The 15,122-nt window shown below is 46.4% G+C and carries 10 protein-coding genes; 4 read left to right on the forward strand and 6 right to left on the reverse strand.

Annotation, left to right across the window (positions count from 1 at the left end; genetic code table 11):
* Nucleotides 1-152: 152 nt before the first annotated feature.
* Nucleotides 153-497 carry a DUF4870 domain-containing protein gene (locus tag QUA03_RS26235; protein ID WP_333162138.1) on the reverse strand — a complete coding sequence of 115 codons (345 nt, stop codon included), beginning with the start codon at nucleotides 495-497 and terminating at the stop codon, nucleotides 153-155.
* Between the two features lie 99 nt (nucleotides 498-596).
* On the opposite strand from QUA03_RS26235, the gene prfC reads away from it, so the two are divergent.
* Nucleotides 597-2,225, forward strand: coding sequence for a peptide chain release factor 3 (prfC, locus tag QUA03_RS26240; protein WP_190735310.1), 1,629 nt, complete (start codon nucleotides 597-599; stop codon nucleotides 2,223-2,225).
* Between the two features lie 158 nt (nucleotides 2,226-2,383).
* Here prfC and QUA03_RS26245 read toward each other — a convergent pair whose 3' ends face one another.
* Both QUA03_RS26245 and QUA03_RS26250 read right to left on the reverse strand, forming a co-directional pair.
* Nucleotides 2,384-2,542 (reverse strand): hypothetical protein, encoded by a 159-nt coding sequence (locus QUA03_RS26245; RefSeq protein WP_333216286.1) that lies wholly within the window; start codon nucleotides 2,540-2,542, stop codon nucleotides 2,384-2,386.
* Nucleotides 2,529-2,807 (reverse strand): hypothetical protein, encoded by a 279-nt coding sequence (locus tag QUA03_RS26250; RefSeq protein ID WP_333216288.1) that lies wholly within the window; start codon nucleotides 2,805-2,807, stop codon nucleotides 2,529-2,531. Before QUA03_RS26250 ends, QUA03_RS26245 begins: the two co-directional genes overlap by 14 nt.
* 380 nt (nucleotides 2,808-3,187) lie before the next feature.
* On the opposite strand from QUA03_RS26250, the gene QUA03_RS26255 reads away from it, so the two are divergent.
* Entirely contained in the window at nucleotides 3,188-3,457 is a 270-nt protein-coding gene (locus QUA03_RS26255; protein ID WP_333216290.1) for a hypothetical protein, read from the forward strand.
* A gap of 226 nt (nucleotides 3,458-3,683) precedes the next feature.
* On the opposite strand, the gene QUA03_RS26260 is transcribed toward QUA03_RS26255, so the two are convergent.
* A complete protein-coding gene (locus QUA03_RS26260; RefSeq protein WP_333216292.1) occupies nucleotides 3,684-6,638 on the reverse strand; it encodes a tetratricopeptide repeat protein in 2,955 nt (984 codons plus the stop codon).
* A 284-nt stretch (nucleotides 6,639-6,922) separates the two neighbouring features.
* Here QUA03_RS26260 and QUA03_RS26265 point away from each other — a divergent pair, with 284 nt between their 5' ends.
* Both QUA03_RS26265 and QUA03_RS26270 read left to right on the forward strand, forming a co-directional pair.
* Entirely contained in the window at nucleotides 6,923-9,427 is a 2,505-nt protein-coding gene (locus QUA03_RS26265; RefSeq protein ID WP_333216294.1) for a zinc metalloprotease HtpX, read from the forward strand.
* A 1,425-nt stretch (nucleotides 9,428-10,852) separates the two neighbouring features.
* Nucleotides 10,853-11,422: an RNA-binding protein gene (locus QUA03_RS26270; protein WP_333216296.1), complete on the forward strand. Its 570-nt coding sequence runs from the start codon at nucleotides 10,853-10,855 to the stop codon at nucleotides 11,420-11,422.
* Nucleotides 11,423-11,897: 475 nt separating this feature from the next.
* On the opposite strand, the gene QUA03_RS26275 is transcribed toward QUA03_RS26270, so the two are convergent.
* Together QUA03_RS26275 and QUA03_RS26280 are read right to left on the reverse strand one after the other, a co-directional pair.
* Nucleotides 11,898-12,905, reverse strand: a complete 1,008-nt coding sequence (locus tag QUA03_RS26275) for a tellurite resistance TerB family protein (RefSeq protein WP_333216298.1) — start codon at nucleotides 12,903-12,905, stop codon at nucleotides 11,898-11,900.
* A gap of 331 nt (nucleotides 12,906-13,236) precedes the next feature.
* Nucleotides 13,237-15,048: a CHAT domain-containing protein gene (locus QUA03_RS26280; protein WP_333216300.1), complete on the reverse strand. Its 1,812-nt coding sequence runs from the start codon at nucleotides 15,046-15,048 to the stop codon at nucleotides 13,237-13,239.
* Nucleotides 15,049-15,122 lie beyond the last annotated feature (74 nt).

The following is a 15,122-nucleotide window of genomic DNA, read 5'->3' on the forward strand; positions in this document are numbered from 1 at the left end:
TCACGATTATCTCGGATGATTTACTTTTATCCCCTCCATCTGCCTATGTGCCAGTTGGGGGTGCGGAATGTGGGTTATAAAACAATTAAAAACCCGATTTCTTCAAGAAGAAATCGGGTTGTTGAAATCGATGGTGAAGCGCGATTTTCTGTCTAAACTATTCGGAAAATAAAAGGGTAGCGGTAAGGTTGGTTAGGATTTTGCAAAACCTGGAGGATAGCCATTATTGTCAGTCCCCAATGCAGCAGATAACCTAGGGGCACTAGGATAAAGCCAGCAAGACCGAAAGTGACGACAGTTAACACCACAATCACGGTGCTGTACACCCATACATTAAGGTGAAAATTGATTGCTTCTGTGGCATTTTCTTTGACAACGGGGTCATCTGATACTAACAATACAGCGATCGGCGCTCCGATCGAGAACAGTAACGTGCTGAAAAAAATCGCCCCGTGGCACACCAGTGATAGCAGTTTCCGCTTGTCGGAGTCGTACATATTACTTTTCCTTGACTTTATTGATAATTAAACCTTTAATAGCAACTGTAGCACAGGCTATAATGGCGATCGGGTGATGATTCCCCTACCTAATTTGTGATGACAACTGAACTCGAAACTGAACTGCTAACTGCTGTTGAGCGCCGGCGCAACTTTGCTATTATCTCGCACCCTGACGCGGGAAAAACTACTTTGACAGAAAAGCTGCTGCTGTACGGAGGTGCAATTCACGAAGCAGGTTCTGTGAAAGCGCGGCGGGCTCAGCGACACGCTACGTCTGACTGGATGGCGATGGAACAGCAGCGGGGAATTTCTATTACTTCTACTGTTTTGCAGTTTGAGTATAAAAAATATCACATTAATCTGCTCGATACTCCAGGACACCAAGATTTTAGCGAAGATACTTATCGCACTCTGGCGGCGGCTGACAATGCGGTGATGCTTGAGGATGCTGCTAAGGGTTTGGAACCGCAAACTCGGAAGTTATTTGAAGTTTGTAAGCTGCGAAGTCTGCCTATTTTTACTTTCTTTAATAAGCTCGATCGCCCTAGCAGAGAACCTTTGGATTTGTTGGACGAAATTGAGAAGGAATTGGGGTTGCAGACTTATCCGGTAAATTGGCCGATAGGTACGGGCGATCGCTTTAAAGGTGTTTTTGATCGCAGGGCGCGCAAAATTCACTTATTCGAGCGGGCTAAACACGGTTCTCGTGCTGCTGTTGATACCGTCATCGAATTGGGCGATCCGCGCATTGAAGATTTGTTGGAACAAGACCTTTACTATCAGCTCAAAGAAGAGTTAGAACTGCTGGATGAGTTAGGAACTGAACTCGATTTAGATTTAGTTCGGGCTGGCAAAATGACACCAGTTTTCTTTGGCAGCGCGATGAGCAATTTTGGGGTCGAACTGTTTTTAGATGCGTTTTTAGATTACGCTATGAAGCCGATCGCCCGCAAGAGCAGCGCCGGAGATTTGCCGCCAACTTATGAAGATTTTACCGGGTTTGTGTTTAAATTGCAAGCGAATATGGACCCAAGACACCGCGATCGGGTGGCCTTTATTCGGGTTTGTACGGGCAAGTTTGAAAAGGACATGAACGTGACTCACGCTCGCAGCGGTAAAACGGTGCGTTTGTCAAGGCCTCAAAAATTATTTGCTCAGGATCGGGAGTCGATCGAGGTTGCGTATCCGGGGGATGTGATCGGTTTGAACAATCCGGGAGTATTTGCGATCGGCGATACTATTTACACCGGCCAAAAACTGGAATATGAAGGGATACCCTGTTTTTCTCCCGAACTTTTTGCTTTTTTGAGAAATCCCAATCCTTCTAAGTTTAAGCAGTTCCGCAAGGGCGTTTCGGAGTTGCAGGAAGAAGGCGCAGTGCAAATTATGTACTCGGTTGATGAGTCGAAACGCGAGCCAATTTTGGCGGCAGTCGGACAGTTGCAATTTGAAGTTGTGCAGTTCAGAATGCAGTCGGAATATAATGTGGAAACTACGATCGATATGTTGCCTTACAGTGTAGCTCGTTGGGTTGACGGCGGTTGGGAGGCGCTGGAAAAAGTTGGGCGGCTGTTTAATACGGTGACAGTGAAAGATACTTGGGGAAGGCCGGTTTTGCTGTTTAGAAATGAGTGGAATTGCCGGCAGGTGGAAGGGGAGCATCCTGTGTTGAAGTTAAATGCGATCGCCCCTGTGGTTTCTGGTTTGGCTGTTAGCGAGGAGTAGGGCTTACGCATGGGGCCCAGAAACCGGGTTTTTTTACGAGAAGACGCATTACATACCGTAAATTCTGTAAAAAACCCGGTTTCTTTGTCGGAGTGCGTAACTCCTGTTAATCTTCTTCCTAATTCTTCCTTCGTGTCCTTCGCGTCTTCGCGGTTCAATCATTTTAAGTATTTATCCACTAAAAGCTCTTCTAACATGACTGCAACTTCCGCATCTGTTGGAGGTGGAATATCAGTTTTTGCTAGCCCTCTGAGTCGCTTGGCCGAACCTTTACGATCGCCCAATGTGAGTTTAACTTCAGTATCATTTGTCTCCATAAATGCTCTCTCGGCTAATAGCTTCATCTGAAAGAGTGAGGAGATTTAGTGTACGATGACTGTCAACCCATTCCTGAAATACTATTGACCATTGTGTTGGGGTAGCTGTTTCATAAAAGGGACGTTGTTGAGGTTCTATTAGCCGTTTGAGCATCGCATCTAGTAATGGTTTAATCTGAGCCGGCGTGCGGTTGGTGATTTTGGCCAAAACCTGAGTAATAGTCTGTATGTCTTGTTGGTGAGATTGCTGAAAATCGTGCAGCATAATTATCCTGGGGTTCTCTTAGTCTAGTTATAACCCTAAATCCTCAGCCCGCCCCAAAACCTCCCAATCCCGATCTTCAATCCAAAATCCAAAATCTAAAATCCAAAATGGATTGACGGCGGCCCCCCTCTGCGGCTACGCTTTGAAGTGAGAGGTTGCTTGCTTGTAGAGGAGGCAGCCCGCGTCGCCCAAAAATCTAGTTGCACTGCCCAAAGCTGCTGGTAACAGCAATGGACAGCATAACCGCCAAACTGGGACTAGCAGTCTGGAGGCTAACGGAGTATCTTAACATCCTCTGTAGCCGCCCTGCTATGTGTTGAAATGCGGGGCGGCTGGGTTTTTGGGTTTTTCTAGAAAACCCAAAACCAGGAGAACATATTATGTCACAGGAATTCGTGCCTGACGACAACAGATCCGATCGCCCAAATGACGACTCAGCAGCAGTATGCGAACAGGAAGTGGTGCTGTTAACGGTTGTCGGTTCGCCCAAGGGTGTCAGGGAAACCATACTCACTTTGTACCGACTGGGATTTGCAGAAGTGGGCGATTGGAGTCCCGTACAGCGTGCGGCGAATCCGAAGCAGGTGATGAGCGTGCTGATCCGTCGGAAGCGGGCTGATGGTACTTCGCCGAGAAAATCTGGGCGGTAAGCTACAAGGTTAAATAGCTAAATTTGAGGGCGGGCCTTTAACGTTCAGCCCTGAGTCCGGCAGGGGTTGAAACCCCTGCCTCAAAGCAAAAGTCCTCGCTATGAGGACTGAAGAATTCATTAGTCCTCATAGCGAGGACTTTTGCTAAAAGCCCCGTGGAATTCATTCCTTGGCGGCCTTTCGGTTTAAGTTAACTGGACACGTCCTCCTTTTTAATGCCGCGTCTTTACTCCTTGCGATCGAGGTAAATGCTGAGACTATCCTCACCCAAATTATCGAGAAGTTGTTGCAGCGCGTCGCGGCTATTGCGAACCAGATCGTTGTTAGGAGCAATGGCTAAAGATCGATTAAACATTTCCAGAGCCTCTTGCCCATTCTTGAGTGCTTCCTGTTGCTCAGATAATTTTGCTTGTAAATCACCCAGTATTCTCAGTGCAATACCTTTGTTGTTGAGGACAATAACGTCATCCGGTGCAATAAGTAAAGCTCTATTGTAAGCAGCGATCGCATCTGAGTAAGACTGTTTTGCCACCTCAAATTCACTTAGCTGTGCTTGCAATTCACCCAGACTTAACAGCGCATTCCCTTTCTTGTTGAGAGCACAGATATAATCCGGTGCAATAAGTAAAGCAGAATTACAGGCAGCGCTTGCCTCAAAGTAAGACTGTTTTGCCGTCTCAAATTCACTTAGCTGTGCTTGCAATTCACCCAGACTTCGCAGCGCATTCCCTTTGTTGTTGAGAGCATTGATATAATCCGGTGCAATAAGTAAAGCAGAATTATAGGTTGCAATCGCTTCTAAGTAAGACTGTTTTGCTGCCTCAAATTCACTTAGCTGTGCTTGCAATTCACCCAGACTTCGCAGCGCATTCCCTTTGTTGTTGAGAGCATTGATATAATCCGGTGCAATAAGTAAAGCAGAATTATAGGCTGCGATCGCTTCTAAGTAAGACTGTTTTGCCGCCTCAAATTCACTTAGCTTTGCTTGTAATTCACCCAGCCGTAGTAGCGCAATCCCTTTGCTGTTGAGAGCATTGGTATAATCCGGTGCAATAAGTAAAGCAGAATTACAGGCAGCGCTCGCCTCAAAGTAAGACTGTTTTGCCGCCTCAAATTCACTCAGAATTGCCTGCAAATTACCCAGACGTAGTAGCGCAACCCCTTTGTTGTTGAGAGCACAAAGATAATCCGGTGCAATAAGTAAAGCAGAATTACAGGCAGCGATCGCCTCAAAATAAGACTGTTTTGCCGTCTCAAATTCACTTAGCTGTGCTTGCAATTCACCCAGACTTTGCAGCGCATTCCCTTTGTTGGTGAGAGCAGCGATATCATCCGGTGCAATAAGTAAAGCAGAATTATAGGCTGCAACTGCCTCTAAATGTTCCTGTCTTGCCTCTACATATCGAGCCAACCGAGCATAGTAATCTCCCTCGGAGCGCGAAACTCTACCAAGCCAATAATCACTTTTAATCCACAACTCATCTCTAACTCCCAGCAGCGACTCGCATTCCCCGTAACGACTCAGCCGCAATGCTTCATCAAACACCTCTTCCCATTCCTTCACACCCCGCTCCCAATCCAAGCGATTAGCATGATAAATTGCCTCAGCCGCATCCCCCACTTCCCGATAATGCCCCTCTAAAACCTCATGCGCCCTGCGAGTTTTCGGATGATCCCGATCGGCATCCAAGCGCCGCAATAAATCGTGAATCCGATACCAATTATCCCCCCGCTTTTCCGATTTCCACACAAAGGAAAAACCAGTCAACATCTCAAAATTGGCACTACTTGCCTGGAAGTGACAACCAGCTCCCAATTTTACGTACAAATCCTCATCAAAAGCGCGGCCAGCACTCAGCGAATGCACGGCTGATCGCACTTCGCGATCGACATAACTCAGCAACCGATCTGTTAATTCCGCAGTCTTGTTTTCCAACTTCGGAATCCGCGCAAAATCCGACGACAGCAACTCAATTCCCCGCCTTCTTTCTGCCAGCACCGCATCCGCGCACAAACCCAAATAAAACGGATGTACCTGCAAATTTTCCAAATTATCAGCGGGATTGACGCTGGCATATTTAATTACAGCATCTGCCAAATCTGCCTTGTCAATCTTCACTTTGTGCAAGTAATCCCTCGCATCATCCGGCGACAAATGCCACACCAATTGTGCATCTATATAATCTGCGGGAATCGGAAACCTTGACGCATTCGGCCACCGCAATTGCGTCACCGGACACTCTCGCCCCGCCACAACAACTACAATCCCCAATTTGTAATCCAATGCCCTCAACAACCGCCGAAACCACTCATCTTGATACCAAAAAGTTGCGCCTTGAGAATTTCGTTTTTCATCCCACATTTTCTCGTGAGTATCGAACAGCATCACGAGGCGATCGGGTTTATTTTTGCCAGCCATTGTCGCATTCAAATCCCCAGCAAACAATTTCGGCAAATAGTCGGTTAACTCAGTATCAATATCTAGACGGCGAATTTCCTCCGCCTTTTCATCGCTGACGCCCAAGCGATTTTGAATTAATTTCATCGCCCGCTTAATCCCGCCCAATTTATCTATCCCTTTGAGCACCGCTACAGCTTGCGCCACCACCGGAAAATCTGCAAAAGTTTCAATTATAGGTATCACCAATTCCGCCACATCATCGGGGAAAAGTTGGTTGAGAGTTGCCTGTGATTCGCCTTTGTTCAGCAAATACCAAAAGCAAGCAAAGTCATAATTTGGAAATTTAAATTTATATTTCTTAGTGGCTGCTGCCAGATTTCGGCGCAGCATCAGCAAGCCGTAAAATCTATCTTGCGGTTTATCTTCTTTAATCGGTATCAATCCGAAATCGTGTCTGACTGCGGGTATGGGAGTGTAGGTCTTAGGTTCAGCATAGCGGACAAAATCAGCAACTTGGGCGGCTTGTGATTCTGGGATGTCGTGCAATTGTTGCCACACCTGCGGCGAAAATCTTTTACAGCAGTGAAACTGCAAGTGTTGTAGCAGCAAAGACTTGCCGTTGCCTCCATCTCCGTAAAAATACAAAATTTGTTGGCGCGCGGGGTCTTCGTTTAAATAAAAGGCAAATCGGCGGGTAAATTCGTATCTGTCGGTAAAAAGTTCCAGTTTGCGATCGCCGCTAATAGATTCGCTTTCAAAATCTTCGTCGTCAATTGGCATAAGTGTGCAGGTGAGGTGTTAATTTATTATACCAATGGGGGATTGAAATTGGGCATAGATATCAATTAGGGGCGATCGCCTTTAGGGCATATGTTAAAACTGAGATATTGCACCCTTCTCAATCAGCTTTTGTGAACAGGCAAGATGCCTGTTCCACAAGAAAATTTATCTTTTGTGGAACAGGCATCTTGCCTGTTGCTGACAATGGTACAAGATGTGAGTTAAAACAGTAATCGATCGACCACCCAAGCTATCTTAGAAAGGACGCTAGCGAAAGCACAGTCATGGCACCTCCCACTAATCCAAATCCGGCGGATTCATCTGCAAAACAGTCTCTAGAGGCTGGGCTAGCAGCTTTGAAACAGCAGGATTACCCCACCGCGATCGCCCTTTTAGAATCCGTTACCCAAACCGCCGCCAATCAGTCGTCGGGAATCCGCGCGCAGATGGGGTTGGTGGCTGCGTACAAAGCAACCGGTAATGTGAAAAAGGCGATCGCCCTGTGCTCTTCCCTCGCCAAAAGTCCCAACTCTCAAGTCAAAACTTGGGCCGATCGCACTTTAAAAGAATTAACCCCCCCTCGCCCCCCAAAACCACCGGAAAATAAACCAAAATCCGCAGAAACTCCCCCCGAAACAGGCTTTGTCGCCTTTGATGCAGGCACTAAATCGCCGAAAAAAACGATTGGGGGCGATGGCTTACGCCCCGCTTCGCTACGACCTACCGCAGATAAAAAAACAGGATTTTTACCTTTAGAGCCTGTTGTAGAGCCGGTAAAGGCCAAATCGAAACCGATTTCCCCGCCACCTCCACCCCCCACAGATCAGACTTCTGAACCAGAAAACTCGACAGAAACTGCACCCGATACAGAAATTAGTGGCGAAAATAGTTCCGGTTCCCCAACAGATATCCCCGGAGTCGCCAGCCCAGATACTTACCAACTAACTTGGCGCGACACCGGGCGCGCGAAAAGCCCGCGCCCGCTCAAACGGCTGAAGTTGCTGGAGTTTCGGCTGCAAGCCGTTGCAAGTGCGATCGCCCTATTTTTCCTAGCCCGGTTTATCCTGCAATTCCTGCTGACAAACACTAATTCTCTGTTGGTTCAGCTTTACATATTCACTAGACTGCCTATTTTCGCGCCGATTCAGCTTTTTTACCGCGATCCAACTCCGTTTGTTCAGATGGTTTTTGGATTGCTTTTGGCCTCCTCTCCGTGGCTGATAGACGCGCTGCTGAAACTGTTTTGCGGCATCGAAACCCTGCGCGGGTCGGTTTTATCGAAGCACAGCAAGGAAGCTAGTCGGGTACTGCGAAGCTTTTGTACGAAGCAAAATATGCCGGTGCCGGTACTCAAACTCTTGCCGCTGAATGTTCCTGTAGCTTTCAGTTACGGCTGTTTGCCCCGTTTTGCTCGGATTGCTGTGAGTCGGGGGCTGTTGGAACAATTGACGGATGATGAAATTGCCACTATTTTCGCGCGGGAGTTGGGCCATATATCTCACTGGGATTTTGCGCCGATGTCGCTGGCGCTGCTGGTGATTCAGATTCCTTACTTGATTTATTGGCAGGTGGCGCATTGGCAAGAGCGGTTGTGTGATTTAATGACGATCGAGTTTTTGCGTTCTGCTGTTAAATTTGTGGCCGCTGCAATTTCTGCTACCTGTTACGGCATTTATAAGTTGTTGCGCTGGCCGATGTTGTGGCTGTCGCGCCGCAGAGTGTATTTTAGCGATCACACTGCTGCGGAAATTACGGGTAATCCTAACGGTTTGACGCGGGCACTGGGTAAAATGGCGATCGGCATTGCTGATAATATCGAACAGCAAAAACAAACTAGCTTTTTCCTCGAAAGTTTCGATCTATTGTTACCCGTAGGTGTTGGACAAGCTGTAACCCTTGGTTCTGCTGCATTACACGCGCCGCTAGAACAGATTTTGCTGTGGGATGTCAGCAATCGGGATCGCAATTGGTTGACGGTTAACCGCGCGCATCCTTTGCTGGGAGAGCGTTTGAAGCTTTTGGCTCTTTATGCTCAATTCTGGCAACTGGAGACAGAGTTAGATTTGGCAAACGCGGGAGTGCAAGAACAACCCAGGAAAGGAAAATTGTCTCCGTTTAAGTCAATAGTCGAATTTAAAGACTCAAAACTATTTTTACAGGGTGCGCCGTTTTTTGGAATTCCGATGAGTTTGGCGATAGTCGGGTTGCTTTGGCTGATTGGCGGGATTTTTTCGAGGACGAGTATTTGGCAGTTGGATTGGCTTTGGGGCGATCGATCGATTCTTTGGGGCTGTTTGCCGATCGGATTTAGCATCGGTACTTTGATGCGGATCAATTATTTCTTCCCGGATATTATACCGCGAGAAACCGCTTCGCCGAGTTTGCCGGAAATTTTGTCAAATCCCGATAGTTTGCCGCTGGATGCTGAACCGGTGCGGCTGGAAGGGCAACTTTTGGGTCGATCGGGTATGAGTAATTGGCTGGGACAAGATTTGATTTTGCAAACGGCGACGGGTTTGGTGAGGTTGCACTATGTTTCCAGGTTTGGCTACATTGGCTCTTTGTGGCCATTTTTGTTCAAAGAGACTACTCGCCCTAGCGATTTGATCGGAACATCTGTTGTGGCGACTGGTTGGCTGCGCCGGGGTGCTACTGTGGCGATCGACCTTGAAAGTCTCCGCAGTCAAGGAGGGAGAGTCAGTGACAGCGGACATCCGATTTGGTCTGCGATTTTGGCTTTTGCTGCTGCTATTTGGGGCGCATACATTATTATTCAGGGCCCAAGGTGAGACGATTTTAGATTTTAGATTTTGGATTTTAGATTGAAGAATGGGAAATGACTTACTGCATAAGGGTTTCGAGGTTGCCTACAATTGCATTTTTTACAGGTATGAGGAATAGTTATCAGATTGCCGCACTCGATCGCGCACAACGCGCAGCCCCAGATGAGTTTTGAGTTAAACAGCGGATGGGCGATGTTCTCCGTGCTGGTGGCGCAGCCTACTCTTCATTGGTGTCAACTTAAGCCTGAAACCATGTCAAAATCAGGGTTGTAGCCGAGTCTAGATCCCCCTAAATCCCTTAAGAAGGGGGACTTTGAGAAGACTCTTGTCCCCCCCTTCTTAACCCTCTTCTGTCACTTTCGGCATAAAATAATCCGGGATGCTTAGAGCATAAGACTTTTATCAAAAATCTTGATTTGGGCCATTCTGTTAGAAAATAAACGCTCAAATCCCCGCTCTATCTACAGTTAAAATTTGGCTCTCACTTTTATTTTCCCAGAGTGACAGAAGAGGGTTAAGGGGGGCTAGGGGGGATCTAGGGTTAATAGTCAAACAGCAGTCCGTGACAGGGTTTGACGTTAAGTTTTCCCGAAAGCCTACAGTCTTGTTCCTTCTTCCTTCGTAAAGAAAAGTTGCTTTTTTGCCAGCCCTCTGTTACATTAGTTTACAGGAATTGGATTGAACCAAACAGCGCGATAACTTTAGTTGGCTAAAATCCCATAAGGCATTGCGTAAAAATTGTCAACACCCCAACACAGCAAGTACAGCCAGCCGCTTGTCGGCTGTTTTTTTTTCTACCGCTATTTTTGCTGTGCGGGATGAATTCTCAAAAGTGATTGAGATGTGGTTTCCGTTAAATTCAGACTGAAATCTTCCTAAATAACTAGCTCTGTTACCAAGGCTGTGATACCTTTAAAGAATGCTCGGACTCTGCCGGGCCTGATTTAAGGGATACCGGGTAAATGAGTAGTTCTCAGCATTAGGAGCGAGATTAGGATCGAGGTAAGATTACTGGCTGAAAAAATGTTAGCCATTTTATCCATCACTGTATTAAACTGAATACTGGCATTCCGATCGCTTGCAATTGACATCCTTGGACATAAATTTCTAGACGGCGCTGGCTATAAACATTCTGAATCAAAACCGGAAGCAAGTAATACAGAATAGCCAATAGCCTAAACATTTGAGTGATGACTAAAAGTTTACACAACAACCTGAGATTTAAAAGCTCTCTGCATCGGCGGTTAAGTTCCGGCCTTATCAGAGTAAATCATCTTTTGGTTCTAAAAGGTGGGGGGATCTGTCAAGGTTGGTGGGAGGAATGCGCCAATTCTCGGGTTATGTGGTGTTTGCCTGAAGTACATATTCAGTTGACTTCAGGTAATTCTGTTCGAGCAAATTAATTAAAACCCAAGTCGGGAGGAAATTTTCATGTCTATTCGTCTTTATGTTGGCAATCTACCGAAGGAACTCGATCGCCTAGAATTGCAAGAAGTTTTTGCACCAGAGGGCGAATCTGTTACCACCAAGGTAATTACAGACCGCAAAACAGGAAAATGCAGAGGATTCGGTTTTGTGACGGTGCTAACCGATGAACAAGCCGACCAAGTTATTGAGAAATATAACGGCTTGATGTTCAAAGAAAACCCGCTGAAAATAGAGAAGGCATTGCCTCGCTCTAAGGGTAAATCTGAGAAGGGCGAAGACGATCAGCAGCAGTCGCCGCAGTCACCGCAGTTGGTGTCGTCATCGGCGTCTGTGCCTATGCCTGTGCCTGCGCCGCAGCAACAGCAGCGCTCTGCTTCGGCTCCTCCTACCCAAGGTGGAGGCGGTTCCAGCAAAAGCAATCGCCGTCGGGGTGACAACAACAAGTCTCGCCGCAATCAGTCAGCAACAACGGTGTCGAGCGCTGATTCCGGCTCGGTGCAGCCAGATCCGCGCTGGGCGAGTGCTCTGGAAGAACTCAAGCAAAGATTGGTGGAAGCTCAGACTACTAATTAGTCGAAAATGGCGGCTAATTGCTGCTGCCTCTCGACTGTGGTTGACTGAATGTATCTGGAAGTGCGATCGAGAATCGGTCAAAAAACCCTGTTCTCGATCGCACTCTTTTATAGTAAAAAACCTCTAATATCTAGCAGTGCGGTAAAATAAGCGCGATCGGGCAAGTAATGAAAACTCAAGTCCTGACTACCAACCAGTTAGATTTTGGTCGATCGACCCAACACGATGTCATATCGTTTCCGGTTGCATCGGAATAATAAAATCGAGTCAACAGTTAACACTCAACCATTCAGTTTTTCGACCCGCCCCTCAACAGTCAACCTTCAACAGTCAACAATTCCGGAGGAGTAACCGGAATTGATCTCATATCCTGAGAATGGTTGGCAAAAAAACCCGGTTTCTCTAAAAATATAGGGTTGAGCAGCGAGACATCTAGAAAGAAACCAGGTTTTTAGCCCGTATAAACAAGTCATTTTTATTCTATCGGCCCGAATTCGATGGTCTCAATAAACTCAAAAATCTTGTTCATAATTCCCTCAACTTCAGACTCCAGGGAATCCAATTCATCCCCCTCCTGATAAATGCGCTGACAGCTTACCGTGTAGCAAAAATCGTCAGCAATAAAAGCCATAAGTCCCCGGTAAGCATCCAACCGAGTCAGAGGGCCATCGTTTTCTTGCACGCTGATAGTTGCACCCGCAGGCAAATCTAAAACCACGAAATAAGCTTCTTCATCTTCTAAATATTCTGTGTGGAGTAACTTAGAATTGGCAACATTAGCAAGAATTGCCTGAGAAACAAAATTGTCGAGAAAAGACTTGAGATAACCTTCCTCGCCAACCGACTCGATTGTTTCTTCAACTTCACCAGCAACAGGGAAATAATCAATTTTCAGCAAAACTCCAAAGTCGTCAGAAAATGCGACACAGCCTTCTTGCTCATCAATTTTACCGCCTCGTTCCTCGTCAACTGGAATGGGAACGCTAAAATTGCCTTCCGGAGATACGTACCATGCCGCATCGAAATCAGACTCTTCGCCCTCTACTTCCGAGTAAGCAGCAGTTACATCCTCAATAATTTCTGCTGCCTCCTCATCTTCCACACCTAATGCTTGCTGGAATTCTTGGAGAAAAGCCTCGTGCTTCTCAGATATTTCGCCATCTGCGACAAACATTGCTGCGGTTATGGCAAAAGTATCCAAAACTAACTCATCTGGCATAGATTGCCAAGCAGTATTAAATAATGCTCCTAAACCATCTTGGGCCACAATACCGGCGAGTCTTTGAAACATTGCTGACATATCATCTTCCGAGTATTCAGCAAATATTTCTGATTCCCAAAGTATGCTTTCTAAGATATCCGCATCCGTGTCAGGGGAATTTGCCTCTGCTGCCACAAATGCTACCGCTGCTACGGATTCTTCTAAAGTCAAGCTTGCTTCGGATTGGTCTTCTGAATTGAATATTTTATCAAACTTGGCCACAGGTTTTGCCCCGCTAGTGTTTAGTTTTGCTATTCATAGCAAATTTATGACATAAAAAGATAGTAGTCAATCGATTTTAGATTTTAGATTTTAGATTTTAGATTTTAGAATTGAAGCATTGACTTGCGCGAGATAAATTCGGGGGCTCCTTTATCGGATACAGGTTTTTTATTTCTGGGTCCTGAGTCTGCTTTCGGAATGAATTCGGGGGCTTGTATCCTGGATGCTTTCGGTCAGGGATACTCTGGGCGCCGGACACCGGGCCGTGTTGTTTCCCTACAGATATCGCACCCGACACGGCGCTGTGCCGTTTCCCTGGCGATATCGCCTATTACCAAGGACTGCCAATTATGGTGAATCCGGCCCAAAACTTCGGGTGAGAGAAATCTGCATTTGCTACTTTTGTAACTTGATTAATGTCGATCGCGCCTTGAGTTCCCCGCAATTGACCGTCTTTTACTACAATTTGTTTGTGAATCATTGCCAGTTGAGCTTTTCTGAGCGCTTCAGCTTTAATGTTTTCCGATCGCAAATTGCCATAAAACTCGGTCATCAACGCCAAAGTGCCGATATCCTTAACTTTCCACAAACTCGCTAGCGCTGATTTGACACCACTGCGGACGGCCAGTCCAGCAAATCCCATTTCTGCTGTATTATCCCCGATCGCAGTTTGGCACGCACTCAACACTAATAATTCTACTTGTCGGCGATCGTACCACTTCGCCGATCTAAATTCATCCAGCGCCAAAGAACGGTTCCACAAATGAATCTCAGCTTCCTTGCGTCCGTTTTGATTTTGCGGAAAGCTAGCGTGAGTAGCAAAGTGAACAATGTCAAATGCCTGTTGCTGTCGCTGTTTGCTGAGATTGTTTAGAGTAAAGTTCTGGTTGAGAAAAGACCGTCCCCGCCACAAGGGCAATTCAGCAGTAGGATTGAGAAAACTTTCATTTCTGCTCGATCCCGCTTGATTTTTCCTGTCGCTTCTGGTACCGGCGATCACAGATAATTCGATCGGCACCGCAGGCAAAGGATCTTGATCGGTGTGTGGAAATTCGGAAGCACCCATCGCTAAAACTTGAGCGTTTTTCAAACTTTTATACTTTGTGTTACTCAGGCTGACACTGGGAATTGAGCCTAGACTGTACTTTTCTACTAAAAACTGCTTGCCGTCGTGCAAACCTGCTAGCGGTAGTTGGCGCAAACCGGCATCAAAGGAAAACACTAGCGTATCTATATTTAATGCTTCTAAATTTGAACTAATCGGCGCAATTAACCACTGGTAAAGTTGCTCAGCTATTGGCAAATATTCTTCACTTTGCGAATCATTCGATTGACCCAAATAGCGATGAAATTCTGCCACTTTTTCCAGCAAAACTGCGCTACTGACCGGAATATTTTTGATAATCGGAGGGCCGTCTGGAACTACTAACACTAAAGATAATTCTTCGAGACGGACGATCGCGTAAACAATTACAGCTTGCTTCCCGGTTTCTTCCTTAATTGTTTTCAGAGTTTCTCTCACATATTGAAAATTAACTTGTTGATCCGTGAAATTTTCCCCATAATAATTTTCATAGTCTTGTTCAAAGAGTTGGTCAATTAGAGCAACAGCATCGTTAGCATTGCCTTGGTCTAAAGTTTGTTCGACGAGCAACCTGCTAATTTGTGAGGGAAAGAGATTTGGGATATCTGCAGGTGGGGGATTTTCTGCGAGCGGAGGGGGAGTGGGAGTTTGTGCGGGAATTGGCGCTGGTGTGGGGGCAGGAGTTGGAGTTGGTGCTGGAGTTAATGCGGGCGCTGGAGTTGGTGCGGGTACTGGATTAACGGGAGGTGATTCTATTTGCGGCAGAGAGATTTGGGGAATATTTGCCAACCAATTAGTAGGGTTTTCAGCAGGTTGTTCTGGAGGAGGCGTCTCGGCAGGAGGGAGATTTAAGACTATATATCCGTCGGGTTGTTCGGTGGAAGAAGCGCCAAGCTGCGGCGGGTTTTCTGGAGGGTTTTCTGAAGCTGGGATAAAGGTAATATTGGGTGTTTCAACGGGCGGTATGTCGATCGATATTTGTCGATTATTTTCTAGTTGGAAGCCAACTCTGGTATTTCCAGTTTCAGGATTTTGCTCGAAAGAAGTTTCCGCACCCAATAGACCTCTTGCGAAAGTCTCAGACGAGCGCTAGTTTGTCTTCAAAAAAAGTTCATAATTATAAATACCAGCGA

Origin of the sequence: Microcoleus sp. S36b_A4 (genome assembly GCF_036700645.1) — a bacterium.
GTDB lineage: Bacteria > Cyanobacteriota > Cyanobacteriia > Cyanobacteriales > Microcoleaceae > Microcoleus.

What these genes read in the sequence shown, in the direction of transcription:
- QUA03_RS26235 (WP_333162138.1), bottom strand. Translation starts at nt 497, where the DNA reads ATGTACGACTCCGACAAGCGGAAACTGCTATCACTGGTGTGCCACGGG.
- prfC (WP_190735310.1), top strand. Translation starts at nt 597, where the DNA reads ATGACAACTGAACTCGAAACTGAACTGCTAACTGCTGTTGAGCGCCGG.
- QUA03_RS26245 (WP_333216286.1), bottom strand. Translation starts at nt 2,542, where the DNA reads ATGGAGACAAATGATACTGAAGTTAAACTCACATTGGGCGATCGTAAA.
- QUA03_RS26250 (WP_333216288.1), bottom strand. Translation starts at nt 2,807, where the DNA reads ATGCTGCACGATTTTCAGCAATCTCACCAACAAGACATACAGACTATT.
- QUA03_RS26255 (WP_333216290.1), top strand. Translation starts at nt 3,188, where the DNA reads ATGTCACAGGAATTCGTGCCTGACGACAACAGATCCGATCGCCCAAAT.
- QUA03_RS26260 (WP_333216292.1), bottom strand. Translation starts at nt 6,638, where the DNA reads ATGCCAATTGACGACGAAGATTTTGAAAGCGAATCTATTAGCGGCGAT.
- QUA03_RS26265 (WP_333216294.1), top strand. Translation starts at nt 6,923, where the DNA reads ATGGCACCTCCCACTAATCCAAATCCGGCGGATTCATCTGCAAAACAG.
- QUA03_RS26270 (WP_333216296.1), top strand. Translation starts at nt 10,853, where the DNA reads ATGTCTATTCGTCTTTATGTTGGCAATCTACCGAAGGAACTCGATCGC.